Source organism: Mesorhizobium sp. IMUNJ 23033 (assembly GCF_044778005.1).
GTDB lineage: Bacteria > Pseudomonadota > Alphaproteobacteria > Rhizobiales > Rhizobiaceae > Mesorhizobium > Mesorhizobium amorphae_A.
This window is the reverse complement of the sequence record NZ_JBJACT010000012.1, coordinates 91951-112483: the sequence shown is the minus strand read 5'-3', so window position 1 is coordinate 112483 and position 20533 is coordinate 91951. Positions and strand designations below refer to the sequence as shown.

The following is a 20533-nucleotide window of genomic DNA, read 5'->3' as shown; positions in this document are numbered from 1 at the left end:
TTCGGTGCCGACTTTTCATCCTTCGCCCGCTCGTCTACCAGTGGACCTGTCATGTTGAGCCGACCCAGATCGATGTTTTCCAGACCTTCCATCGGGAGGACCGCGCGCGGCTTTGCGACGCTTTTGCTTGCCGCCACCGTCGCGGTCTCCGGCTCTGTCAGCGCCTTGGCGCAAAACGTGCCGGTGGTGCGCGATGCCGAGATCGAGGCGCTGGTGCGCGACTATGCGCGGCCGATCTTCAAGGCGGCGGGTCTCGCCAATGACGGCGTCAACATCGTTCTGGTCAACGATCAGAGTTTCAACGCCTTCGTCACCGGGCGCCGGCTGTTCATAAATACCGGCGCGCTGATGATGGCCGAAACGCCCAACGAGATCATCGGCGTCATCGCCCATGAGGCCGGCCATATCGCCGGCGGCCACCAGCAGAAATTGCGCGAGCAGCTCGAGCGCGCCAAGACGATGGCGATCATCGCCACCCTGCTTGGCGCCGGCGCCATCGTTGCCGGCGCCACCACAAACAGCCGTGGCCTCGCCGGCGCCGGCATGGGAGTCGCGGCCGGCGGCGGCGAGATGGCGCAGCGCAGCATCCTTGCCTATCAGCGCACCGAAGAGACGACCGCCGACCGCTCGGCGATCACCTATCTCAACGCCACCGGCCAGTCCGGCATGGGCATGCTGAAGACCTTCGGCCGCTTCCAGAGTGCGCTGTCCCTGTCCGGCGCGCAGGTCGACCCCTACCGGATCAGCCATCCGATGCCGCAGGAGCGCATTGCCAATCTCGAAGTGCTGGTCAAGCAGAGCCCCTATGTCGACAAGGTCGATCCGCCGGCGCTGCAGCAGCGCCACGACATGATGCGCGTCAAGATCGCCGCCTATATGGGCGGTCAGGCTGCCGCGACGCGCCTGATGCGCAAGAATCCAGGTAGTCTTGCCTCGCGCTATGGCCAAGCGCAGCTGGCCTATCTCTACGGCAATCTGGGCGCGAGCCTCGCCAAGACCAACGTGCTGATCAAGGAACAGCCGAAAAACCCCTATTTCCAGGAACTGCGCGGCGACATCCTGATGAAGGCGAACAAGCCGAAGGATGCAGCGGACGCCTACGCCAAGGCGGTCAGCCTCGATCCGGCGCGGTCCGGACTGCTGCCGGTCTCCTATGGCCAGGCGCTGATGGCGATCGGCACACCCGAATCGCTGAAGAAAGCGGCGGTGCAGATCAACAATGGCCTCGGGCGTGACAAGGAAAATGCCGAAGGGTATCGTTATCTGGCCCAGGCCTATGGCGAACTCGGCAACATTCCGGCGGCCGAACTCGCGACCGCCGAAGGCCGTTTCTATTCCGGCGACTACAAGAATGCGAAAATCTTCGCCATGCGCGCGCAGCAGAAATTGAAGCGCGGCGAGCCGGGCTGGCTTCGTGCCCAGGATATCATAAACTACGCGCCATCAGGCAAAATCAAGAAGTGAACCTTCCAGCGGCATACTGCGACAAAAGCGGACGGAACAGGCAAGAGGATAAGGGATGATGAACAAGGCAATTCTGCTCGGCACGACGGGAGTGGCGGCCGCTCTTGCCATGCTGGCTTTCGGCTTCGTCGCCGGCAGCCCGCAGGCGGCTAAGGCCGATACAGCGCAGGTCTTGCAGGTAGCGTCCTCGGACACCAAGATCGACCGGGCCGAGGTCGAGGGCATCATCCGCGACTATCTGCTGAAGAACCCTGAGGTTCTGCTCGAAGTGCAGGACGCGCTCGAAGCCAAGCAGAAGGAAGAACAGCGGATCGCCGCGCTTGGCGTCATCAAGAACGCCAAGGAAGAGATCTTCAACTCCACCTTCGACGGCGTCGTCGGCAATCCGAACGGCAAGGTTACGATCGTCGAGTTCTACGATTACAATTGCGGCTTCTGCAAACGCGCCATCGACGACATGCAGGCGCTGACGAAAGCCGAACCCGACCTGCGCTTCGTGCTCAAGGAATTCCCGATCCTGGGTCCGGATTCGCAGAAGGCGAGCGTCGTCTCCATGGCCTTCCACCTCATGAAGCCGGAGAAGTACGGCGAATTCCACAACGCCCTGCTCGGCGGCCCGGGTCGCGCCACCGAGGCCACGGCGATCAAGGTTGCCCTGTCGCTCGGCGCCGACGAAGCGGCGCTGCGCGAGAAGATGAAGGACCCAAGCATCCACGAGGCGATTTCCAAGACCTACGATCTCGCCACCAAGCTGGCGATCACCGGCACGCCTTCGTATGTGGTCGGCAACGAGGTTGTGTTCGGGGCACTCGGGCAGGATGTTCTGGCCGAAAAGATCGAGGCAGCGAAAGCCGCGCTCTGATCTAAGGCGGCAGGCGGTTTCCCGCCTGCTGTGGACAGCAAAAGAACGCACTTGCGCTCTTTTCGCAGGCGTCTATGCCCATTATAGAGGGCCCAGCGCGCCGGCTGAGGCCGGCGCCGGGAAAGGTCGGCATTCTTGAAAACGGTTTTCGTTCTGAACGGTCCCAATCTCAACGCGCTCGGCAAGCGCGAGCCGGGGATCTATGGCGGAAAGACGCTTGCCGCCATCGCCGACGACTGCAAGCAGGCGGGTGCAGCACTTGGTCTCGAAATCGATTTCCGTCAGTCGAACCATGAGGGCGACCTCGTCGACTGGATCCAGGAAGCCGGCGACAAGGCAGCAGGTATCGTCATCAATCCGGGCGCCTACAGCCACACCTCGATTGCCATCCACGATGCCATCCGCTCAATAGCGCCGCTGCCGGTCGCCGAAGTGCATCTTTCCAACATCCACGCGCGGGAACCGTTCCGCCACGTCTCCATGGTCTCGCCGGTCGCCGTCGGCATGATCTGCGGATTCGGGCCGCTCGGCTACACGCTCGCGCTGCAGGCGCTGGCGGCACGCCTGTGACCGGCCAACAAACAGAAGGCTCGAAAATGTCGATAAAGAAGACCGGTGTTGACCAGCAGCTGATCCGCGACCTGGCGGGCATACTGAACGACACCAACCTCACCGAGATCGAGGTCGAGCTGGGCGATCTGAAGGTGCGCGTGTCGCGGCAGGCGCCCGCCGTGCATGCGATTGCCGCACCCCAGCCTAGCTATGTCTCCGCGGCAGCACAGCCGGCGGCCGCCGCAGCACCGGCTGCGGCCGACATCTCCAAGAACGCGGTCCCATCGCCCATGGTCGGCACCGCCTATTTGGCGCCCTCGCCAGACGCCAAGCCGTTCATCGAGATCGGCCAGAAGGTCAAGGAAGGCCAGACGCTTTTGATCATCGAAGCGATGAAGACGATGAACCAGATCCCTTCGCCCCGCGCCGGCACGGTGACGGCCATCCTGTTCGAAGATTCCCAGCCGGTCGAATACGGCATGCCGCTCGTCGTGATCGAGTAGAGCCGGGAACAGCCAAAAATGTTCCAGAAGATCCTCATCGCCAATCGCGGCGAAATCGCCCTCCGGGTGCTGCGCGCCTGCAAGGAGCTCGGTATCCAGACGGTGGTGGTGCATTCGACCGCCGACGCCGACGCCATGCATGTCAGGCTCGCCGACGAGAGCGTCTGCATCGGCCCGCCGCCGTCGCGCGACAGCTATCTCAACATCCACCAGATCGTCGCCGCCTGCGAGATCACCGGCGCCGACGCGGTGCATCCGGGCTATGGCTTCCTGTCGGAAAACGCCAAATTCGCGGACATCCTCGCTGCCCACAACATCACCTTCATCGGCCCGTCGGGCGATCATATCCGCATCATGGGCGACAAGATCGAAGCCAAGCGCACCGCCAAGCGCCTGGGCATTCCGGTCGTGCCCGGCTCGGACGGCGCGGTCACGGAAGAGAAGGAAGCCAAGCGCATTGCCGCCGGGATCGGCTATCCCGTGATCATCAAGGCCTCGGCCGGCGGCGGCGGGCGCGGCATGAAGGTGGCGCGCACGGAGGCCGATCTGGAAGTCGCGCTGCAGACGGCGCGCTCGGAAGCTGGCGCCGCCTTTGGCGACGACGCCGTCTACATCGAGAAATACCTGGAAAAGCCGCGCCATATCGAATTGCAGGTGTTCGGCGACGGCGCCGGCCGCGGCGTGCATTTCGGCGAGCGCGACTGTTCCTTGCAGCGCCGCCACCAGAAGGTCTGGGAAGAAGCCAACTCGCCGGCGCTCAATGCCGAGGAGCGCGCACGCATCGGCGGCATCTGCGCCAGCGCCGTCGCCGATCTCGGCTATTCCGGCGCCGGCACCATCGAATTCCTCTACGAGAACGGCGAATTCTACTTCATCGAGATGAACACCCGCCTGCAGGTCGAACATCCGGTGACCGAGGCGATCACCGGCATCGACCTTGTGCATGAGCAGATCCGCGTCGCCTCCGGCGGCGGGCTTTCGGTGCGCCAGGAGGACATCAAGTTCAACGGCCACGCCATCGAATGCCGCATCAATGCCGAGGACCCGCGCACCTTCACGCCCTCGCCCGGCACGATCACCCATTTCCACACGCCGGGTGGCCTCGGCATCCGTGTCGATTCCGGCGTCTACTCCGGCTACAAGATCCCGCCCTATTACGACAGCCTGATCGGCAAGCTGATCGTGCACGGCCGCAACCGCGTCGAATGCATGATGCGGTTGCGCCGCGCGCTCGACGAATTCGTCGTCGACGGCATCAAGACGACACTGCCGCTGTTCCGCGATCTGGTCGGCAATGCCGATATCGCCAATGGCGACTACGACATCCATTGGCTGGAGAAATACCTGGCCAAGGGTGATGAGGTCGCGAACTCGTAAAGCTATAATGCTGCGATGACCCGCCCCTACGCGCCCGGCTATCGCATCCCGACCGACCTTCTGCTGAAGGCCTATGCGTCCGGCGTGTTTCCGATGGCCGAAAGCGCCAGCGACCCCGAAGTGTTCTGGGTGCGGCCGGAGACGCGCGGCATCATTCCGCTCGACGGCTTCCACACGCCGAAGAGCCTGAAGAAGACGATCCGCAAGCACCCGTTCGACATCCGCTTCGACTTCGATTTCGAGGCGACGATCGACGGCTGCGCCGAAAAGCGGGAGGAACGCCGCTCGACCTGGATCAACGCACCGATCCGTGAAGCCTATGTCGCGTTGCATCGGCTGGGCCATTGCCATTCGGTCGAGGCATGGCGCGAGGAGCGGCTGGTCGGCGGCCTCTACGGCGTCTCGCTGGGCCGCGTGTTCTTCGGCGAGAGCATGTTCGCCCGGGAGACGGACGCGTCCAAGACCTGCCTTTTCTATCTCGTCGAGCGGTTGAAGGCGCGCGGTTTCGCGCTGCTCGACACGCAATTCACCACCGAGCACCTCAAGCGCTTCGGCGCCGTCGACGTGCCGCGCGGCAAGTATGAAAAGATGCTGGCCGACGCACTGAAGGGCGAGGCGATCTTTTTTCCGTAACGGGCTGTTTCGTCAGCCTTTCGCAGGTTCCATCGGAGTCTGCGAATGGAACATCATCTTCCAGCCATCGCTGCGATGCACGTAGCCGGTGCTGACCAGTGCCGCATAGGCTTCACCGTTCTCCCTTGTGGCGTGGGCCTCATAGGTCAGCATGACGATATCGCTGCCCGGCTCGACCATGCCCTTCACGTCGATGTCGAGATCGCGCCAGCGGTTTGGCTTGCTGGCGGTTTTGGCGAGATCGGCGTTGCTGATCGCCTGCGCCATCTCAGGAAAGGCCACGAGGCATTCGGTATCGGCATTGGCGGCATAGTAGTCCGCGTCGCCGGTCCAAAACCCCTTTTCAAGGTCGAGCAATTCCTTCTTGCTGGCCGTCATCTGCTTGATTGCTGACATCGCAAGATCCTCCATGCGCAATGTTGCGCGGTCGCTCGTTGCCAACGTGTGGCAGGCGAAGCGGTTCCTCCCGGATCAATTGGTATTGGGGGGATCAGTTGGTGCTGTCGGCGTCCGGCTCGGTCGGCGCCGGAGCGGCGGCGGCCTTGGGCTTGGCCGTATCGACCTGTGGTGCACCGCTCTTGGCCGCGTCGGGTGGCGGTACGTCCGACTTCTGCTTGCAGGCCTTCAGCCAGACGTCATAGACGGCGTGCTCCACGGCGTTCAGGCCGGGGCTTTCGGCGAACATCCAGCCGGTGAAGATGCGGCGGATCTTGCGGTCGAGCGTGATCTCGTCGACCTCGACGAAGGAATCGGTCTTCGGCTCTTCGGTCTCCGGCCGCGAATAGCAGATGCGCGGCGTCACCTGCAGAGCGCCGAACTGCACCGTCTCGTCGATATAGACGTCGAAGGTGATGATGCGGCCGGTGATCTTGTCGATGCCGGCGAATTCGGCGACCGGATTGGTGATGCGCTCGGCCACGGCCGGCGCTGCAGGCGCTGCCGGCGTCTGCGCCGAGGCAAACGTCGTCGTGCAGGCGACAAGAGCGGCTGCCGTCAGTCCGGCCATCGAAATTCGGCTGAAGATGCTCATGCAGGGATACCGGAGGTTGCGCCCGGGTGATTCTTTCAATCGCCAAGGCTAGTCGCCTTTTTCAGATCAGCAAGCAGCTAAACGTCAATTGTGGCGACAAAGGACCGATCGGCGCGGTGATGGCCGATTACGAACCGGGCGTCCAGGCGTCGTAGTCGCCGGTCACTTGCGGGCGATGCTGGTTGGTCAGCACCGAACCCTTCGGCCTGTAGGCCGCGGCACTTCCGGTGAGGTTCGGCTGATGCGGCTTCTGCCACTCGCGCGGCCGGTACTCCTCGCTCGGCGGCGCGGTATCGACGCGGTGGTGGATCCAGCCGTGCCAGCCTGGCGGGATGGCCGAAGCTTCCGAATAGTCGCGATAGATGACCCAGCGGCGGGTGCGGCCTTCCGAATCGACACCGCCCTCGTAATAGACGTTGCCGGCCTCGTCCTGGCCGACCTGCTTGCCGTGACGCCAGGTGTGGAAGCGGGTTCCCAGTGTCTGGCTGTTCCACCAGGTGAAAAACTGCAGAAGGAAAGTTTTCATCCAGATCCTCGCGGCGGCAGCGGCGGCGCCTGTTTCCTGCTTATGGCGTCAGGCCTTCGCGAAGGCAAGGGTTTTGCCGCGCGGGCGACGCAAATGGTCCGTGCGCTAAATCGATGCAGCAGCGCGGTTGGCGGAAGCCGGCTTGCCAAGCACTGCTTGTCTTTCTAAAGCTCGGCTCGCCCGGCAGCGGGCGTCCGGCCCGGTGCCGGCTGAGGGAGGTGAGGATTGGCCCCAGAAATGTCCGCCGATGTCCGGATCGGCCCTGACGACATTCGCCGCCGCAAGGGCGGCGTGCCGATCGTCTGCCTGACGGCCTATACCTACCCGGTAGCCCGCCTGCTCGACGACCATGTCGACCTGCTCCTGGTCGGCGACAGCGTCGCCATGGTGCTGCATGGCCACAAGACGACGCTCGGCGCCTCATTGGGAATGATGATCGCTCATGGGCAAGCCGTGATGCGCGGCTCGGCCAAAGCCTGCGTCGTCGTCGACATGCCGGCCGGCAGCTATGAGACCTCCACCGCCCAGGCCTTGGCCTCGGCACGACAGGTCGTCGACGAGACCGGCTGCCAGGCGGTCAAGCTGGAAGGCGGCATCGATGTCGCCGAACAGATCGCGGCAATTGTCGCGGCCGGCATTCCTGTCATGGGCCACATCGGCCTGCAGCCGCAATCGGTGGAAAAGGATGGCGGCTACAAGATCAAGGGTCGGACCGAGGAGAATGTGGCCGCGTTGTTTCGCGACGCCGAGGCGGTGGAAAGAGCCGGCGCGTTCTCTGTCGTCATCGAGGGCACGGTCGAGACCGTCGCCGCCGAACTCACACGGCGCCTCTCCATTCCAACCATCGGCATCGGCGCCAGCGCCGACTGCGACGGCCAGATCCTGGTCATCGACGACATGGTCGGGATGACCGTCGATCGGGTGCCGAAATTCGTCAAGGAATATGCCGCACTGCGCGGCGTGATCTCCGATGCGGCGGCACGCTATGCCGCCGAGGTGCGCAGCCGCACATTTCCCGGCCCCGACCACGTTTTTCCAGCTACGCCAAGCAAGGACAAGGCATGAGCCGACCAATCGTCGTCGACAGCGTTGCCACCTTGCGCGCGCAAATCCGCGCCTGGCGGCAGGACGGCCTGCGCATCGCCATGGTGCCGACCATGGGCGCGCTGCATGACGGCCATATCTCGCTGGTCAGGATCGCGCTCAAAAAGGCCGATCGTTGCCTCGTCTCGATCTTCGTCAATCCGACGCAGTTCGCCCCTACCGAAGACCTCGAAAAGTATCCGCGCCAGTTGGCCCACGATCTCGAGCGGCTGGCGGAAGCCGGTGCGCATCTGGCATTTACGCCTCATGTTATGGAGATGTACCCAGCCGGCTTCGCTACAAAAATCTCGGTCGGCGGCCCCTCCGCCGGTCTCGAATCGGACTTCAGGCCGACCTTCTTCGACGGCGTCGCCACGGTCGTGGCCAAGCTCTTCCTGCAAACCCTGCCCGACTATGCGATCTTCGGCGAAAAGGACTACCAGCAGCTTTGCGTCGTCAGGCAGCTTTGCCGCGACCTTGACCTGCCGGTCGAAATCATCGGTGCGCCGACGGTGCGCGACGCGCACGGTCTCGCCATGTCGTCGCGCAACGCCTATCTCGGCGAAGCCGAACTCGAGGTAGCGCGAAAACTCAACGCGATCCTGCGCCGGACAGCGAGTGCGCTGACGGGCAGCGCCGATGAAGCCGGCGCGACCGATGCGGCCGCCCGCGCCCTTGTCGAAGCGGGCTTCCAGCGGGTCGACTATGTCGCCGCGCGCGAAAGCCTGACGCTCGCTCCCTGGCGGCGCGGCCGCGATGGCCGCCTGCTCGCCGCCGCCTGGCTCGGCAAGACCAGGCTGATCGACAATGTGGAGATTCCCTCCGCGTAGTCCTGGAGCCTTCGCAATCAGCGCTTGCGGCCGTCCGTGCACCGTCGCGAAGCGCCTTGTTCCTCGCTCGGCACGTGCAGGCCGCAGGCGGACTATCCGATCGTCTTCTCGAAGATCAATGCCGGCAACCCCGACCGGCCGCCGCAATCGGCAGTCTTGCCGGTCGGCAAGAAACCATTCGAGCGGTAGAAGGCGATAGCCACAGTGTTAGCTTCCTCCACCTCGAGGCGCAGCGTATGCGCTTCGGGGAAGCTGACCTCGACCTCTTCCAGCAATGCCCGGCCGATCCCCTGCCGCTGGCAGGATGGATGCACGTAGAGCTGGTTCAGCAGGATGATCTTCGGCTCCGTGGTGGCAGCGGCGAAGGCCATGCCGCCGAGACGCTTGCCGTCATCGGCGACCAGGAATTCGGAGTTCGGCCGCGTCAGCCGCGTCCGGAGCGAAGCGATCGAGTGCCAATCGTCGGTGATTTCGGTGACCCGCTCGACGCCATAGATGGCGTCGTAGGTGGCATGCCAGGTTTCGACCAGCAAGGCCCGCACCGAGGCAAGATCGCGCTCGCTGGCGGTACGGACGAACATCGCCCTATTCGATTCCGAGCTTGGCCTTGACGAGGTCGTTGACGGCCTGCGGATTGGCCTTGCCACCGGTCGCCTTCATCACCTGGCCGACGAACCAGCCGGCCATGGTCGGCTTGGCCCGTGCCTGCTCGACCTTGTCCGGGTTGGCGGCGATGACGTCGTCCACGGCCTTCTCGATTGCGCCGGCGTCGGTCACCTGTTTCATGCCGCGGCTTTCGACCAGTTGGCGCGGATCGCCGCCCTCGTTCCAGACGATCTCGAACAGGTCCTTGGCGATCTTGCCGGAAATGGTGCCTTCCTTGATGAGATCGATGACCGCACCCAGCTGATCGGGCGAAACCGGAGCATTTTCAATATCTTTTCCGGCCTTGTTGAGAGCGCCGAGCAGGTCGTTGATGACCCAGTTGGCGGCGAGCTTGCCGTCGCGCCCCGAGGCCACCTTCTCGAAATAGTCGGCAATCGGCTTTTCCGACACCAGGATCGAGGCGTCGTAGGTCGATAGCCCCAGCGATGCGATCAGCCGCGCCTTTTTGTCGTCGGGCAGTTCCGGCAGGTCTTTCGCCAAGGCGTCGACATAGGCCTGGTCGAATTCCAGCGGCAAAAGGTCGGGATCCGGAAAATAGCGGTAGTCATGCGCTTCTTCCTTGGAGCGCATCGAGCGCGTCTCGCCCTTGTTGGGGTCGAACAGCCGCGTCTCCTGGTCGATCTTGCCGCCATCCTCGAGGATGGCGATCTGCCGGCGCGCCTCGTAGTCGATGGCCTGGCCGATGAACCGGATCGAGTTGACGTTCTTGATCTCGCAGCGCGTGCCGAATTCGCCGCCCGGCTTGCGCACCGAGACGTTGACGTCGGCGCGCATCGAACCCTCGTCCATGTTGCCGTCGCAGGTGCCGAGATAGCGCACGATGGTGCGCAGCTTGGTGACATAGGCTTTGGCCTCGTCGGCGGAGCGCATGTCAGGTTTGGAGACGATCTCCATAAGCGCCACGCCCGAGCGGTTGAGGTCGACATAGGACATGGTTGGATGCTGGTCATGCATCGACTTGCCGGCATCCTGCTCCAGATGCAGCCGCTCGATGCCGACCTCGATGTCCTCGAACTCGCCCTGCCGATCCGGACCGACCGAGACGATCACCTTGCCCTCACCGACGATCGGCTGCTTGAACTGCGAGATCTGGTAGCCCTGCGGCAGGTCCGGATAGAAGTAATTCTTCCGGTCGAAGACCGATTTGTGATTGATCTCGGCCTTCAGCCCAAGCCCGGTACGGATCGCCTGCTTGACGCATTCCTCGTTGATGACCGGCAGCATGCCCGGCATCGCCGCGTCGACCAGGCTGACATTGGCGTTGGGCGCCGCGCCGAACGCCGTCGAGGCGCCGGAAAACAGTTTTGCTTCCGAGGTCACCTGCGCATGCACCTCGAGGCCGATGATGATTTCCCAGTCGCCGGTGGCGCCGGGGATCAGGCGTTTGGCGTCGGGCGTGCGGGTATCGATGATGGTCATGGGAGCCTGCAATTGGAACTATGGAATATGCGCAAACGCATATTTTGATGTGCAACTTCGCTAGTGCAAACCGCCAAAAGAGACAAGCGCAAAGCCCGCAGGCTGGCCTTTTCAGCCGCTTTCGCCTATAGGCCACTCATCCCAATGGAGAGTGGATGTCCACTTACGCTCAGTCCCGGTAAGGCCCTGACCTCGTAGCGAGGCAGGGCAGAAAAACTGAAACCCCGTGCCGCGACATGCTCGCGGCGGCGGCTTTTTTGTTTTCCCGGGAACTCTCCGCATGGACATTTCGCGCAGCGCATGACCCCGAAAATCGGAAATCGATTTTCGGAAAGGATCATGCGCCAAATCAAAAGTGCCACAGCGTCCTTTGCGCGTCCAAGAGGACGCGCGGCGCTGTGGGACAGCGCATCCTGCACCTGCTCGCGCAGGGCGGGCGCATCGAAATCGAAAAGAACGAAAAGAAGCGGATCGCCTCCGTCAAATGCCTGACCCGCGACGGTTGGCATTATCCGGGCGTCGGTCTCGACCTGTTTCGAAAACTGAAACGGAAGAAGGCGGTTTCCTCGTCGGGCGGCGGCCCCTACCGCATCACTCGGCGCGGGCTCGAACTCGTCCGCGCCGAACTCGACAACAGGTAGCATAGGGCTCCGCCGGTCGGCTTCCGGCCGGCGGTTTCCCTTCACAGCTCAGGCGGTGGCGATATAGGCCCTGATTTCCTCGGCCTCGCGCTCGACATCCTCGATGCGCCGCTTGACCACGTCGCCGATCGACACGATGCCGTAGAGCAGGCCGTCTCTTTCCACCGGCAGATGACGGAAGCGGCCCTTGGTCATGATTTCCATGACCTCGTTGACGGTGTGGTTCTCGTTGCAGATCTTCACCTTGGGCGTCATCGCCGAGCGCACCGGGATTTCAAGTGCTGCCGCTCCTTCCCTGGCGATCACCCGTACGATGTCGCGTTCAGAAAGAATGCCGACGATCTTGTGATCGCCATTGGTGATGACCAGCGCGCCAATCCTGTGTTCGGTCAGGATACGAATAGCTTCGCTCAGCTTTTCGTTCGGCCCGAGCGTCAACACGTCATGGCCTTTCTTCTCGAGAATTGCCTTAACAGTCATGGCGTCCTCCTCAGCTTTTGCTTGCCGGTTCCTGCCCTGACCGGCATTCACGTTCCGGTGAACATCGTGCGCCGTGATTGGTTGCATTTCAAGTGCGGCGGTCATTGCTCGTCTGCGTGGACGTCCTGCTGGCGCCGATCGAAAAGGTGCACGCCGAAGAAGCCGGCGACAAAGCCGCCAGTATGGGCTTCCCAGGCGATCTGGCTGTCAACACCGGGTGCAAAGCCGATAAGGCCGGTGACGAGATTGATCACCATCCAGACGCCGAGAAAGGTCATGACGCCGCGCGAGCGCAGCACCTCCGCGATCGGCAGCGGCGCACCGGCAAAGGCGGCCTTGCCCGAAGAGCGGTCGATGCGGAACCCAAAGCGCGCCGCCGCCCCCATCATGCCTGAAATGGCGCCCGAAGCGCCGACCAGCGGCGCCTGGCCGAGCGGATGCACGGCCCAGAACAGCACCACCGCCGCCAGTCCGGTCGCGGCGAAGAACAGCGAGAACCAGAACGTGCCGAACCGGTTCGCCAGCGGCGAGCCGAAAGCCGCGAGCCACACCATGTTGATGGCCAGATGCGCGAAGCCGCCATGCAGGAAGGCATAGGTGAAGGGGCTGGTGAACGCGTAGACATCGAGATCGAACTGGCCGGAGTAGCGGATCGGCACGAAGGCGGTCCGCACCAGCAGGGCAAAATCCTGGTCGTCGGTGAGCCCGTAGACGCGGATCAGGTGGACGGCGACGCAGATGCCGATCACCGCCAGCACTACCGGCGGCAGGTTGAACACCGGCTCGCGGCGCGGCTCCGGGGCCTCATCCTGCTGTTCGGTTTCGGAAGGACTTGCCGGTTCACTCATTCACATTTGTTCCAGGGATTCGGATGTTGAGCATTTAGAGCAAAGCGGGTCTGAGCGGGAATTTTTCTCTCCGCCTCCGCCGGACGAGCGCTCCCTCTGGCGAGCGCCACGGGAACCCCCACTTCGCCATATGGCCGCGGGCAGCTTGTTTTCACGGCAGGCTTGAGCACCGCCAGGTTGCTCGATTGGCGACTACAATTGGCGCGATTTCGCCGCGTGTTCAAAAGAGGCTACCTGGAGCCCTAGCGCAACTCTCGCTTGACCGGTTTCGGCAAGATGTCGTCGACGACATTCGGCAATACTGTCTTGACCTCGGCGCTCTCGAGCATGGCGCCTATGGCGTCGGGATCTCCGCTCACGGATGCGGAGTTGGCCGAAGGACGGACCTTTCCCAATGTCACCGCGCCAGGCTTTCCGACGCTTTTTTCGGCCTGCTCGATCACGCGCGAAACGGTCTCGGGCAATGCTGCGCCGGCGACGTCGTCGTTGAAGAAAACCTGCGCACTCACCGGCTTGCCGGAGCGCGCCTGGCGCTCAAGCTCGTCTTTGATGGCCGCCGGGCTCCATTCCTGAGATGTCTTTTCATCGGCCATGTCGCAAGCCTCCGGTTTCCCTGCGGCAATATATAGGCCCGATCTTGCAAATGACAGGCGGCAGGTTTCGGCTTCGACGGCCTGGGTCCGAAATTCGCAGCCCTTTCGGGATGATGCGAATTTCGGATGCCACACTGCAGCACCGCGCATCCATTTGGGACGCGCAAAGGACTAGATTCTGGCAGCAGCAACTTTCTTGCCCGTCGATTTGGTCGCGCGTCTGGTGACCGGCTTTGCTTTCGAGACCTTCCGCCGCGAAGCCACTGCGACTGCCGGGCCTTTCACTGGCAAAGGCGAACCCGTCAGCAACTGGAAGGCGCGCCGCACGTCGGGCAGCCCGCGGTTGCCGCGTGCCTTCAGCATGCCCGCCGGCAATGTGCAGGAGCCGATGATCGCCTGCTCGATCTGGTCGATGCTCGCTGCCGGCTTTGCCTGCTTGAGCAGCACCGCCAGCCCCGCGACATGCGGCGTCGCCATGGACGTGCCGTCCATTTCGGCAAACTTTCCGCCTGGGATGCAGGAGAGGATCCCGACCCCAGGCGCCACCAGATCGGGCACCAGCGGATCCGCCGGCCGGTCGAATTTCTGACCGCTCGAGAACGACGCCACCGCGTCCGCCTGATCCATCGCCCCGACGGAAAGGACATTTTCATAATTGCCCGGGGAACGGCTGGTCAGCGGCCCTTCATTGCCGACCGCGAAAACCGGCAGCACGCCGCCAGCACGCAGCGCATTGATGATCTGCTGGAATGCGGGCGTAAAGCCCCGCAAGCCCAGCGACATGCTGAGAATGGGACACTTCTTTTCGATAATCCAATCCATCCCGGACAAAATCCGGTCGATCACCTGGCCGCCTTCGATCACCATGGCGCTGGCGATCTGCGCTCCCGGCGCAACGCCGAAGGCACCCTTCTCTCCCGCCCGTCCGACTATGGTGCCGGCCGTGTGGGTGCCGTGCTCGTCGCTGTCATGCGGCTTGGCGTCGGGGACCTTGTCGCCTGCCAGGTCGAACTCGGCGAAATCGAAGATGGCGCCCTTGAGCGATGGATGGTCGCCGTCGATGCCCGTATCGAGATGGCCAACGACGACACCCTTGCCGTCGAACCCGGCATTCCACATATCCTCCACGCCCAGCCGGCGCAGCCCCCAGCTCACCGTTTTCCTGGGCCGTGCCGGCCTGATGCTCGTCGGCCGGATGAGGCTCAATTCCGGCGCCTTGACGATGCTTCCCGCAGTCGGACTCGTCTCGAGGGCAGCCATGCCGGCTGCATCGACAAAGCCCGTGGCGAAGCCCAGATGAGGATAGACGCGCATGCGGCGCGTCGCCGGATCCACGGCCCGCCGGAAACTGCGGCTGGCGGAAGCTCGGGCGTCGAGCGCCAGGCTTTCCTGCTGTGCTTCGCTGGGGACGATAAAGTGATCCTGCAATTGCGCTTCAGCGTCGCGAGACGCTGAACTGTCGACGCCGCCTCGCGCCGCCGCAGCAAGACCGGCCCCGAGCCCAACCGGGGTCAGCGTTACGATGACCTTCGCGTAGCCGACCGACGCGATGGTTTCTGCGATGTCCTGATTGGCCATGATGTCCTCCCGTCTATGGTTTCAAGCTGCGTTGCACTGCTGCCCATGCGCCGACGCCATCCATGGCGGACCGGGTCGAAACCGGCCGCCCTGCCGAAGCAGATGCCGGGGACCGTGGTCGACGATTGTTTTGTGGAGGCGCCCACTTATTTCGATTTTGAAAATTCGGCGGCATTGCAAACATATTCGATGCTTGTCTTGCTTCGATGCTTGTCCTGCGCCATCGGCCATCTTAGTTTGTCGATCCCTCATGCTATGTGAAATTACTCACTTAGGAAAATATTTATCGAAGCAACGGTGACCCCACTTGTACATCAATGCTTTGGGGACATAACGTCGGGCAAATAATTCATCGGCCATGTTTGAGGGAGGCGATCATGCAGTACATGCGTAAGAACGTCTGGGAACTCGGCAATGACTGGGCCGCGCCGATCCTGTGGTACGCACGAGGCGTTGCAGCGATGAAGTCGCGAGCGCTCGCCAAGCGACGAGCTGGCGTTTCTATGGTGCCATCCACGGGATCGACCGGTCGCTCTGGAAACAGCTCGGTTATCTGAGTTCGTCCGACCCGCTGCCCAGCAGCGCCAACATCAAGCGTTTCTGGCAGCAGTGCCAGCACGGCAGCTGGTATTTCCTGCCATGGCATCGCGGCTATGCCGCAAGCTGGATGGTTGCGGGCGCCGTGCTGCTGTCCTTGGCCTTCGCGGTGCGGCTGACCGCTCCGGCATCTTGGCTGCCGCTCACGGCAGCGGCAATGCTCGCCCTTGTTTGGCAGATTTCACCCGCCAAGCAGATTTGTCTCAATCGATGCCACGTCCGGCCGGAGCTGGCCGCGTTCGGGCCGGCGGCCGATCTCGACGCGATCCATTTCGGCGCGACGCACGGCGCCCTTGCTGGTTCCGTATGGGCATATCGCCGCCATGGCCGCGGTCGCGCTGTGGCTTTTCGCCGAGCGTCTCGACCGGCCGATGACAGCGCGCTGGAGCTGGCGCGGCCCGGGCAAGGCCATCCGCATTGCGGTTGCGCAAATGGGGATGCGACCGCCGCGCAGCTAGAGCAATTCCAGGAAAGTGCGTAGCGGTTTTCCGTCCGGAATTGCATCAAAACAAAAGGATAGAGCGGTTCTGCGTTTCCGTGAAACGGTGAATCGCTCTAGCAGATCGCACGGCGGCGAATCGCCGGAACGAATCATCCGGCGCGAATCAAAAAAGAAGCCGTTCAAGGTCCCCCCTTGAACGGCTGGTCGAGTCCCCTGCTCCCCTGAACTCTTGACTGAAGTGCTGCCGATCGTTGCGAAACGACCGTTTTTGGAGTGGTTTTGGTGTGCCACAGCCGCCGCCGGACAGCAATGTAAACCACTTGTTAACCTTAACGTCCCCGACCCGTGAACAAGTGTTAACGATGCTGGCACGCATCCTGCAACGCAACGCATGTAGTCATCGGAGGGCGCCCTGTCTGTTCGCCGATGGGACATGAAAAGACAGATTGCGCGGAAGAGCACAAAATGAACCAGAACGGATCGATCACGCTGTTCCATTATTGGAACCGGCTGCGTGATGGGCGCTCCGCCCCGAAGCGTTCGGAAGTGGAGCCCGCCGATATCAAATCGCTGCTTGCCGACACGTTCATCCTCGAAAGGGATACGCGCGGCGAAGCGGTGTTCCGGCTTGCCGGCACCAGGCTTTGCGCCGGATATGGCCGTGAACTCAAGGGGTTCTCCTTTCCCTCCCTGTGGCGCGAGAAGGACCAGCGGCTCGTCGCGCGGCTGGTTCACGGCGTCTTCGACCAGAAGTCGGTGGTGCTCATCACCTATGAGGGTTTTAGCCGCAACGGCCGTTCCAACAAATTCGAACTGCTTGCCCTGCCGCTCGACGGCGGCGTCGAGAATCCGCGCTGCCTGGGCGTCATCAGCGCCGCCGAAAGGCCGTTCTGGCTAGGTGCCGATCCGATCACCGATGCGCTGATCGATTCGATCCGCGTCGTCGATCCGGACAAGGAGCCGATGTTCCTGAAGAACCGGCCGGCGATCAGCGTTCCCTCGCTTGTCCCCTCCGAATACGACCCGCCCGAAACGATTTCGGCGCTCGGCCGCGCGCGTCGCATCCGCCATCTCGTGGTGTTCGACGGCGGGCGTGGGGAATAGTTCAAATCTGAAGTCTTATCTTAAGGCTGACGGCGGACTTTTCTTCTTTGTTAACCTGCATGGCTGTACTTTTCCGGGTGAAATTCCTCGCATCGACGCGCGGGAATGCCAACGGGGTGTAGGCAGTCATGAGGTCAGCGGCGGTCGACTACGCGCCGTCCCGCGCCGAAAGGCGTAACTTTCAGCGCGTCCGGGTCAAGATCTATGGGCGCTTCATGCTGGAAGACCGCACCGAGCACCCGTGCCAGGTGATCGACATGTCGCCTGGTAATGTCGCGTTGCGTACCGAGCGCATCGGCATGCCCGGCGAAAAAGTCATCGCCTATATCGACCACATCGGCCGCATCGAAGGCGTCGTCACCCGCACCTCGCAGGACGGCTTCGCCATGACCGTCATTGCCTCGGAGCGCAAGAAGGACAAGCTCGCCGCGCAGCTGACCTGGCTCGCTAACAAGCATGAGCTCGACCTTCCGGAAGACCGCCGCCACGAGCGCGTCGCGCCGCGCAATCCGATGAGCGTGCTCCAGCTTACCGACGGACGCCAGTACCAGTGCCGCATCATCGACCTGTCGCTGTCGGGCGCGGCGATCGAGATCGACGTCAAGCCGGCCATCGGCATCCAGGTCATGCTGGGCACGATGCGCGGCCAGGTGGTGCGTCACTTCGAGGATGGCGTCGCCGTCGAATTCGCCGTCATCCAGCGCCCGGAAACCCTGGACTCCGAATTCAACGCGCCGCGCTCCTGACGAGCGGTAATCCGCCAGACGATTGAACCGGCCCATTGCGGCCGGTTTTTTTGTTGTTCTCACTGACGCCCGCGACCAAAATGACCCACGCTGAGACACGGGTTGCATACCGCCAAAAACCGGCTCCGAAGAAGGTCCAAGCAATTTTAGATCAAACTAATTCAAATTTTATGTTTATTCTATTGGCGTTTTACTCAATGTCTACTTCGCGTTTTTGCGTCAAATAAATCCGCCTGTGACAAGGTCTCCTCAAACGGGGAGACTAAAACAATGAAGAAGACGAGGGGCGAGCTGTTGCTCATGGCAATGGCGATGCAGCTTTCCGCTTTGGCTACAGCCTATGCAGGGCCGGTTTTCATGCACACGGGCGGCCGCACCACCCAGCCGGTCGGCCACTACGAATTCTGCCAGAAGCTTCAAGGAGAATGCACCGAAAGGACGCCGAAGCAGGCACCGATCGAACTGACCCGCAAGCTCTGGGCGAAGATCGTCAGCATCAACAATTCGGTCAACACCAGGATCACGCCGCGCACCGACATGGAAATGTGGGGCAAGGAAGAGGTCTGGTCCTATCCCGACAGCGGCTTTGGCGATTGCGAGGACTATGCGCTGGAAAAGCGCCGCGAGCTGATGAACATCGGCGTCCCGGCCGGCGACCTCCTGATGACGGTGGCGCGCCAGCCGAACGGCGACGGCCACGCGGTGCTCACCGTGCGCACCAGCCTCGGCGAGTTCATCCTCGACAATCTGCAGCTCAAGGTGCTGGCCTGGACCGACACCGACTACACCTACCTGAAGCGCCAATCGACGGAGAATTCGGGCGTTTGGGTGACGATCAACGATGGCCGCGAGGACGCGGTCGCCAGCGTCCGCTGAGGACGCCAATGCATGTCGCCCAAAAGTGCGCAGCGGTTTTGGGATAACGACAAGCATAGAGCAAGAGGTTAAGCGCATCGCATGAATGCGACGCGCCTAGGGAGAAAACCCGGTCGAGTCCCCACCCTCCCCGTCCCCAACGACCGGGTTTTAGGAGCCGGCCCCGTCCCCGGGCCGGCTCCGCCATTTCTGGAGTAAGCTGTTGAAATTCTGACCGAAGATACGGTTTCAATAGCTCAGATTTCTGTTTGCGGCCCGCCTCTGCTACAACAGCAAGTAGCGCGAACCGGGTCCGGCCGTGGTTTCTCCGGCCAGAGTTCGAAATCCGAGAGTGCGCCAGCCGCGAGAAGTCCTGCATGCCGACCGAACCCCGATCACCGCGCTTGGCGGTGCTTATCGACGCTGATAACGCTTCCGCCAAGATTGTCGACGGCCTGTTCGAGGAGATCGCCAAGATCGGCGAGGCCAGCGTCCGCCGCATCTATGGTGACTTCGCAAATGCCCGGTCGAAGGGATGGGCTGACGTTTTGTCGAAGCACGCGATCATTCCGCAGCAGCAGTTTGCTTACACCACTGGGAAGAACGCTTCCGATATCACACTCGTGATCGACGCGATGGACCTGCTTCACAGTGGTCGCTTCGACGGCTTCTGTCTGGTCTCTTCCGACAGTGACTTCACCCGGCTTGCCGCCCGCATACGTGAACAAGGCGTTGATGTGTTCGGGTTTGGGGAGCAGAAAACCCCGGAGAGTTTCCGGCAGGCATGTCGCCGTTTCGTCTATACCGAAAACCTTCTCCGCAGCGCTGAGGATAGTCAGGATGCTGCGCCGGCTAGAAAGCCACTTGAGGTGCCGAGCGCCGCGACGCCCATACTGCGGAAGGTCATCGGCCAGATGGAAAGCGAAGATGGCTGGGTGCTTCTAGGCACCTTCGGCAAGCAGCTTTTAAACCTCTTCTCCGACTTCGACCCTCGCACCTACGGCTTCAGCAAACTTAGCGACCTGGTGAGGAATACAGCCGCATTCGATATTGAAAATCCCAAAGGTGGGGCCATGCGAATACGGATCAAAGCTGCAGCGAAAAAAGGGAAAAGCAAATCCGAGTGACGCCGTCATGCTGGAAATCCCGGAAGACCGATGCGAGCGCCACAGGCTGTTCAAGGCCATCGACGATGCCTTCAAGGCCGGTGACTTCGAGGGCCTTGGCAAGGCCCTCGGCGGCTCGTCGCGCTGGTACGACGAGGCGATGCCATTCGAGCTCGGCCTCGGCCATCCGCTGGAATATGCGATCTACTGGAGCTCATCTCCCTTCATCTCGACCTTGCTCGATGCGGGTTCGAATCCGAACTACGGGGACCACGCCGGATTTCCTTCGATCATCGCGGCACTGTCCACCGAGCGGACGGACAAGCTCGAAATCATCCGCATCCTGATCGACCACGGCGCGGATCCTGATATGCGGGGCGTCAACGACTGGACACCGCTCCACTATGCGGTGGCCATTCGCGACGCCGAAGCGATCCGCCTGCTTCTGGCGGCGGGCGCCGATCCGTCGCTCAAAACCCGCATCGATGACTATACGACAGCCCTAGCGGAAGCCGATGCGGCCGGCTTCGAAGCCGGCGCTTCATTGCTGCGTGATCCGATGCGCAGGCGCGGTTCCGATTGATGCTCGATCGTGGTG

At 62.4% G+C, this 20533-nt stretch carries 24 protein-coding genes; 15 read left to right on the top strand and 9 right to left on the bottom strand.

What is annotated here, in order from left to right:
- The first annotated feature begins 51 nt into the window (after positions 1–51).
- From ACFX5Q_RS15495 to aat, 6 genes are all read left to right on the top strand, one after another.
- Positions 52–1464: a M48 family metalloprotease gene (locus tag ACFX5Q_RS15495; RefSeq protein ID WP_404279276.1), complete on the top strand. Its 1413-nt coding sequence runs from the start codon at positions 52–54 to the stop codon at positions 1462–1464.
- 58 nt (positions 1465–1522) lie between these two features.
- Positions 1523–2326, top strand: a complete 804-nt coding sequence (locus ACFX5Q_RS15490) for a DsbA family protein (protein WP_404279274.1) — start codon at positions 1523–1525, stop codon at positions 2324–2326.
- Between the two features lie 135 nt (positions 2327–2461).
- Entirely contained in the window at positions 2462–2896 is a 435-nt protein-coding gene (aroQ, locus tag ACFX5Q_RS15485) for a type II 3-dehydroquinate dehydratase (protein WP_404279272.1), read from the top strand.
- Positions 2897–2922: 26 nt separating this feature from the next.
- Entirely contained in the window at positions 2923–3381 is a 459-nt protein-coding gene (gene accB / locus ACFX5Q_RS15480; RefSeq protein WP_192177532.1) for an acetyl-CoA carboxylase biotin carboxyl carrier protein, read from the top strand.
- Between the two features lie 18 nt (positions 3382–3399).
- Positions 3400–4758, top strand: a complete 1359-nt coding sequence (gene accC, locus ACFX5Q_RS15475) for an acetyl-CoA carboxylase biotin carboxylase subunit (protein ID WP_120015180.1) — start codon at positions 3400–3402, stop codon at positions 4756–4758.
- A gap of 15 nt (positions 4759–4773) precedes the next feature.
- Positions 4774–5391: a leucyl/phenylalanyl-tRNA--protein transferase gene (gene aat, locus ACFX5Q_RS15470; protein WP_404279269.1), complete on the top strand. Its 618-nt coding sequence runs from the start codon at positions 4774–4776 to the stop codon at positions 5389–5391.
- Positions 5392–5403: 12 nt separating this feature from the next.
- Here aat and ACFX5Q_RS15465 read toward each other — a convergent pair whose 3' ends face one another.
- The 3 genes from ACFX5Q_RS15465 to ACFX5Q_RS15455 all read right to left on the bottom strand — a co-directional run bounded on the left by ACFX5Q_RS15465 (position 5404) and on the right by ACFX5Q_RS15455 (position 6947).
- Positions 5404–5787 (bottom strand): hypothetical protein, encoded by a 384-nt coding sequence (locus ACFX5Q_RS15465; RefSeq protein ID WP_404279267.1) that lies wholly within the window; start codon positions 5785–5787, stop codon positions 5404–5406.
- 94 nt (positions 5788–5881) lie between these two features.
- The gene (locus ACFX5Q_RS15460) at positions 5882–6421 is read right to left on the bottom strand and encodes a DUF2155 domain-containing protein (RefSeq protein ID WP_404279265.1); all 540 of its coding nucleotides are present in this window, start codon (positions 6419–6421) and stop codon (positions 5882–5884) included.
- 127 nt (positions 6422–6548) lie between these two features.
- Positions 6549–6947 (bottom strand): NADH:ubiquinone oxidoreductase subunit NDUFA12, encoded by a 399-nt coding sequence (locus tag ACFX5Q_RS15455; protein WP_006200827.1) that lies wholly within the window; start codon positions 6945–6947, stop codon positions 6549–6551.
- Positions 6948–7184: 237 nt separating this feature from the next.
- On the opposite strand from ACFX5Q_RS15455, the gene panB reads away from it, so the two are divergent.
- The gene (gene panB / locus ACFX5Q_RS15450; protein WP_404279263.1) at positions 7185–8012 is read left to right on the top strand and encodes a 3-methyl-2-oxobutanoate hydroxymethyltransferase; all 828 of its coding nucleotides are present in this window, start codon (positions 7185–7187) and stop codon (positions 8010–8012) included.
- Positions 8009–8860, top strand: coding sequence for a pantoate--beta-alanine ligase (panC, locus tag ACFX5Q_RS15445; protein ID WP_404279261.1), 852 nt, complete (start codon positions 8009–8011; stop codon positions 8858–8860). The genes panB and panC overlap by 4 nt, the downstream gene beginning before the upstream one ends.
- A 92-nt stretch (positions 8861–8952) precedes the next feature.
- Here panC and ACFX5Q_RS15440 read toward each other — a convergent pair whose 3' ends face one another.
- Complete coding sequence (locus tag ACFX5Q_RS15440; protein WP_404279259.1) at positions 8953–9441, bottom strand: GNAT family N-acetyltransferase; 489 nt, start codon at positions 9439–9441, stop codon at positions 8953–8955.
- Positions 9442–9445: 4 nt separating this feature from the next.
- Complete coding sequence (gene gatB, locus ACFX5Q_RS15435; protein WP_404279257.1) at positions 9446–10945, bottom strand: Asp-tRNA(Asn)/Glu-tRNA(Gln) amidotransferase subunit GatB; 1500 nt, start codon at positions 10943–10945, stop codon at positions 9446–9448.
- Between the two features lie 398 nt (positions 10946–11343).
- Here gatB and ACFX5Q_RS15430 point away from each other — a divergent pair, with 398 nt between their 5' ends.
- Positions 11344–11586, top strand: coding sequence for a YjhX family toxin (locus tag ACFX5Q_RS15430; protein WP_404279396.1), 243 nt, complete (start codon positions 11344–11346; stop codon positions 11584–11586).
- Between the two features lie 48 nt (positions 11587–11634).
- Here ACFX5Q_RS15430 and ACFX5Q_RS15425 read toward each other — a convergent pair whose 3' ends face one another.
- From ACFX5Q_RS15425 to ACFX5Q_RS15410, 4 genes are all read right to left on the bottom strand, one after another.
- Positions 11635–12066 (bottom strand): CBS domain-containing protein, encoded by a 432-nt coding sequence (locus ACFX5Q_RS15425; RefSeq protein WP_006200834.1) that lies wholly within the window; start codon positions 12064–12066, stop codon positions 11635–11637.
- Positions 12067–12167: 101 nt separating this feature from the next.
- Positions 12168–12914, bottom strand: coding sequence for a rhomboid family intramembrane serine protease (locus ACFX5Q_RS15420; protein WP_404279255.1), 747 nt, complete (start codon positions 12912–12914; stop codon positions 12168–12170).
- Between the two features lie 242 nt (positions 12915–13156).
- Positions 13157–13507: a hypothetical protein gene (locus ACFX5Q_RS15415; protein ID WP_404279253.1), complete on the bottom strand. Its 351-nt coding sequence runs from the start codon at positions 13505–13507 to the stop codon at positions 13157–13159.
- A gap of 171 nt (positions 13508–13678) precedes the next feature.
- Positions 13679–15085, bottom strand: coding sequence for a S8 family peptidase (locus ACFX5Q_RS15410; RefSeq protein WP_404279251.1), 1407 nt, complete (start codon positions 15083–15085; stop codon positions 13679–13681).
- 436 nt (positions 15086–15521) lie between these two features.
- Between ACFX5Q_RS15410 and ACFX5Q_RS15405 the strand changes: the two genes are divergently transcribed.
- From ACFX5Q_RS15405 to ACFX5Q_RS15380, 6 genes are all read left to right on the top strand, one after another.
- Positions 15522–16163, top strand: a complete 642-nt coding sequence (locus tag ACFX5Q_RS15405) for a DUF2182 domain-containing protein (protein WP_404279249.1) — start codon at positions 15522–15524, stop codon at positions 16161–16163.
- Positions 16164–16589: 426 nt separating this feature from the next.
- The gene (locus tag ACFX5Q_RS15400) at positions 16590–17228 is read left to right on the top strand and encodes a PAS domain-containing protein (protein ID WP_404279247.1); all 639 of its coding nucleotides are present in this window, start codon (positions 16590–16592) and stop codon (positions 17226–17228) included.
- Between the two features lie 128 nt (positions 17229–17356).
- Entirely contained in the window at positions 17357–17974 is a 618-nt protein-coding gene (locus ACFX5Q_RS15395; RefSeq protein WP_006200844.1) for a PilZ domain-containing protein, read from the top strand.
- 270 nt (positions 17975–18244) lie between these two features.
- Positions 18245–18850 (top strand): transglutaminase-like cysteine peptidase, encoded by a 606-nt coding sequence (locus ACFX5Q_RS15390; RefSeq protein WP_404279245.1) that lies wholly within the window; start codon positions 18245–18247, stop codon positions 18848–18850.
- Between the two features lie 356 nt (positions 18851–19206).
- The gene (locus ACFX5Q_RS15385) at positions 19207–19956 is read left to right on the top strand and encodes an NYN domain-containing protein (protein WP_404279243.1); all 750 of its coding nucleotides are present in this window, start codon (positions 19207–19209) and stop codon (positions 19954–19956) included.
- Positions 19957–19963: 7 nt separating this feature from the next.
- Positions 19964–20518, top strand: coding sequence for an ankyrin repeat domain-containing protein (locus tag ACFX5Q_RS15380; RefSeq protein WP_404279241.1), 555 nt, complete (start codon positions 19964–19966; stop codon positions 20516–20518).
- Positions 20519–20533 lie beyond the last annotated feature (15 nt).

What these genes read in the sequence shown, in the direction of transcription:
- panC (WP_404279261.1), top strand. Translation starts at nt 8,009, where the DNA reads ATGAGCCGACCAATCGTCGTCGACAGCGTTGCCACCTTGCGCGCGCAA.
- gatB (WP_404279257.1), bottom strand. Translation starts at nt 10,945, where the DNA reads ATGACCATCATCGATACCCGCACGCCCGACGCCAAACGCCTGATCCCC.
- ACFX5Q_RS15440 (WP_404279259.1), bottom strand. Translation starts at nt 9,441, where the DNA reads ATGTTCGTCCGTACCGCCAGCGAGCGCGATCTTGCCTCGGTGCGGGCC.
- ACFX5Q_RS15400 (WP_404279247.1), top strand. Translation starts at nt 16,590, where the DNA reads ATGAACCAGAACGGATCGATCACGCTGTTCCATTATTGGAACCGGCTG.
- ACFX5Q_RS15465 (WP_404279267.1), bottom strand. Translation starts at nt 5,787, where the DNA reads ATGTCAGCAATCAAGCAGATGACGGCCAGCAAGAAGGAATTGCTCGAC.
- ACFX5Q_RS15385 (WP_404279243.1), top strand. Translation starts at nt 19,207, where the DNA reads ATGCCGACCGAACCCCGATCACCGCGCTTGGCGGTGCTTATCGACGCT.
- ACFX5Q_RS15390 (WP_404279245.1), top strand. Translation starts at nt 18,245, where the DNA reads ATGAAGAAGACGAGGGGCGAGCTGTTGCTCATGGCAATGGCGATGCAG.
- ACFX5Q_RS15415 (WP_404279253.1), bottom strand. Translation starts at nt 13,507, where the DNA reads ATGGCCGATGAAAAGACATCTCAGGAATGGAGCCCGGCGGCCATCAAA.
- ACFX5Q_RS15425 (WP_006200834.1), bottom strand. Translation starts at nt 12,066, where the DNA reads ATGACTGTTAAGGCAATTCTCGAGAAGAAAGGCCATGACGTGTTGACG.
- aat (WP_404279269.1), top strand. Translation starts at nt 4,774, where the DNA reads ATGACCCGCCCCTACGCGCCCGGCTATCGCATCCCGACCGACCTTCTG.
- ACFX5Q_RS15395 (WP_006200844.1), top strand. Translation starts at nt 17,357, where the DNA reads ATGAGGTCAGCGGCGGTCGACTACGCGCCGTCCCGCGCCGAAAGGCGT.
- ACFX5Q_RS15490 (WP_404279274.1), top strand. Translation starts at nt 1,523, where the DNA reads ATGAACAAGGCAATTCTGCTCGGCACGACGGGAGTGGCGGCCGCTCTT.
- accC (WP_120015180.1), top strand. Translation starts at nt 3,400, where the DNA reads ATGTTCCAGAAGATCCTCATCGCCAATCGCGGCGAAATCGCCCTCCGG.
- ACFX5Q_RS15455 (WP_006200827.1), bottom strand. Translation starts at nt 6,947, where the DNA reads ATGAAAACTTTCCTTCTGCAGTTTTTCACCTGGTGGAACAGCCAGACA.
- ACFX5Q_RS15420 (WP_404279255.1), bottom strand. Translation starts at nt 12,914, where the DNA reads ATGAGTGAACCGGCAAGTCCTTCCGAAACCGAACAGCAGGATGAGGCC.
- panB (WP_404279263.1), top strand. Translation starts at nt 7,185, where the DNA reads ATGTCCGCCGATGTCCGGATCGGCCCTGACGACATTCGCCGCCGCAAG.
- ACFX5Q_RS15380 (WP_404279241.1), top strand. Translation starts at nt 19,964, where the DNA reads ATGCTGGAAATCCCGGAAGACCGATGCGAGCGCCACAGGCTGTTCAAG.
- ACFX5Q_RS15495 (WP_404279276.1), top strand. Translation starts at nt 52, where the DNA reads ATGTTGAGCCGACCCAGATCGATGTTTTCCAGACCTTCCATCGGGAGG.
- ACFX5Q_RS15460 (WP_404279265.1), bottom strand. Translation starts at nt 6,421, where the DNA reads ATGAGCATCTTCAGCCGAATTTCGATGGCCGGACTGACGGCAGCCGCT.
- accB (WP_192177532.1), top strand. Translation starts at nt 2,923, where the DNA reads ATGTCGATAAAGAAGACCGGTGTTGACCAGCAGCTGATCCGCGACCTG.
- ACFX5Q_RS15410 (WP_404279251.1), bottom strand. Translation starts at nt 15,085, where the DNA reads ATGGCCAATCAGGACATCGCAGAAACCATCGCGTCGGTCGGCTACGCG.